This window comes from Paenibacillus sp. Marseille-Q9583 (assembly GCF_976954365.1).
In genome coordinates, this window is sequence record NZ_CDRJTB010000150.1 from 1 (window position 1) to 2195 (window position 2195).

At 37.4% G+C, this 2195-nt stretch carries 3 protein-coding genes; all 3 read left to right on the forward strand.

From position 1 onward, the window contains the following. Positions 1-17 precede the first annotated feature (17 nt). Positions 18-848, forward strand: a complete 831-nt coding sequence (locus tag ACWNM1_RS30480; protein WP_449603921.1) for a hypothetical protein — start codon at positions 18-20, stop codon at positions 846-848. Between the two features lie 161 nt (positions 849-1009). Beyond that, positions 1010-1717 (forward strand): purine-nucleoside phosphorylase, encoded by a 708-nt coding sequence (gene deoD, locus ACWNM1_RS30485; protein ID WP_042188402.1) that lies wholly within the window; start codon positions 1010-1012, stop codon positions 1715-1717. A 3-nt stretch (positions 1718-1720) separates the two neighbouring features. Beyond that, positions 1721-2195, forward strand: a 475-nt coding sequence (locus tag ACWNM1_RS30490; protein ID WP_449603922.1) for a purine/pyrimidine permease, incomplete at its 3' end; no start/stop codon positions are given.

A 2195-nucleotide genomic window follows, 5' to 3' on the forward strand; every position in this document is an offset into this window, starting at 1 on the left:
AAAGGAAATTGTCCTTTTTGTTGGCAATTGTAATAGAAAGAGCTGCTAAAGGAAATTGTGTAACAATCGACGAAAATGCATACCCCTGGGAAAAGGGGATGTTTTATGTACCAGTGAGAGCCATAGCAGAGCGTCTTGAAGAAAAGCTGTCCATCGAATTTCCAAAGAGTGAAATATTCTTTATGCAATCCATGGTTAGTCTCAGCCAATATCATTATTATGAAGGGTCAGAGATCACTCCGATTAAAGAAGTCGAATTACACAAAGATAAAGAAGAATATCAAATGGGGAATCTGCTTCTAATGTTGTTGGCAAAGGTATACCCGAACTTGGATATGCATGAACGATTTATTTTGGAGATTTATGGATTTTTCGACAAACTATTAATCGAAAATGCCATTCCGGAATGGATGATGATTTCGAAAAGTCATTTAACAACATATGTAGAGCAGGAGTGCCAGCAGATTTATCAAGAAATGCAAACCTGTATGCAAACATGGAATAAAACTTACCCTTCCGTTCTCTTCAATAATTTTCATTTAACAAAACTAACCTTAATTGTCCGCTCGAGTTTACGTTATAAGAGTAAGAGGGCTTTCTTAGTGATCGGGGAAGAATTTTCGATTCGTCATTACATAGCAGATTTGATAAAGAAGGAAATAGGGGATCAGTTGATCCTTAATACCTCCATTATGAAAGGGCTAACCGACGAGATCATGCAGCAAAATAATATTGATCTTGTCATTAGTAATATCCCGGTTGCACTAAGGACCGTGCCTGTTGTTATTATTTCTACGATCCCCTCTAAAAGAGATTTGGACAATATTCGTAAAGAATTGCTTTTATAATTTGACCAATTATTTTCCGTTACCTACGTAAGTTTTTGGTCTAGTTTGTAATGTTAAAAAACCGTATGCTCAATCTAGTTTCAAAACTGATTTTACTTGACGGCAAGTGGAAAGCGATTTCGGTAAACCTCAGTTTACTATTAAAAGTTGGAGGAAGAACTATGAGTAGACATTTAGGTGCAAATAAGGGAGAAATAGCAGAGCGCGTTTTGCTCCCAGGAGATCCTTTACGTGCAAAATTTGTAGCAGAACACTTTTTAGAGGGGGCTAATTGTTATAACGAAGTAAGAGGGATGTATGGATACACTGGATTATACAAGGGTGTACCGGTGTCGGTTCAGGGGACAGGGATGGGAAATCCATCGATGAGTATCTATGCTACAGAATTGATCGTCGATTATGAAGTTAAGAAATTGATTCGCATTGGTACATGTGGTGCGATGCAGAGTGAAATTAATATCCGCGATATTATAATAGCCCAAGCGGTGTCTTCAGACAGTAATATGACGGAGAAGATCTTTCATGGTTGTAATTTTGCACCTACAGCAGATTTCTCATTGTTAATGAAAGCGTATCAACAAGCACAAGCTAAAAATGCAAATGTTTTTGTTGGTAACATTTATAATTCTGATGAATTCTATCGTGAAAATTTAGATCGACTTCACAAGTTTATGGATTTTGGTGTATTAGCAGTAGAAATGGAAAGTACAGCCCTATACACTTTAGCCGCTAAATATGGTGTAAAAGCGTTATCGATTTTGACTGTGGGCAGTCAATTGCTAAGACAGGAACACCTGACTCATAAAGAAAGTGAACAATCCTTTTATGAAATGGTCGAAATAGCTCTTAACACAGTCATTGATGGCTGATTTATGGATAAGAGCAGTGTTGTTAGAAAAGAGAGTGAGAAAGAAATGAAGGTAATACTGTCAGGATTGCAGTGGATGATTTTTATGATCGCTGGTGCAATTGCTGCACCCATTGCTATCGCAGATTTATATAACTTAACGCCCCTTGAGACCTCTGGCCTCATTCAGAGCACCATGTTTACTTTAGGGATAGCTGGATTTTTACAAGGCCTGTTGGGTCATAAATTCCCTATTCATGAAGGTCCGGCAGGGTTATGGTGGAGCATTTTTACGATTTACGCAAGTTTAGTGGGGGGACTTTATTCTTCTAACAATGATGCTTTACAAGCTTTAAGTGGGGCAATGATCATTAGCGGTGTGTTATTTATCCTAATTTCAGCATTTAAGCTAATGGATAAAATCGCTCGTCTATTTACTCCCACCATCACTTTTATTTATTTACTTTTATTGATCTTTCAATTAAGCGGATCTTTTATGA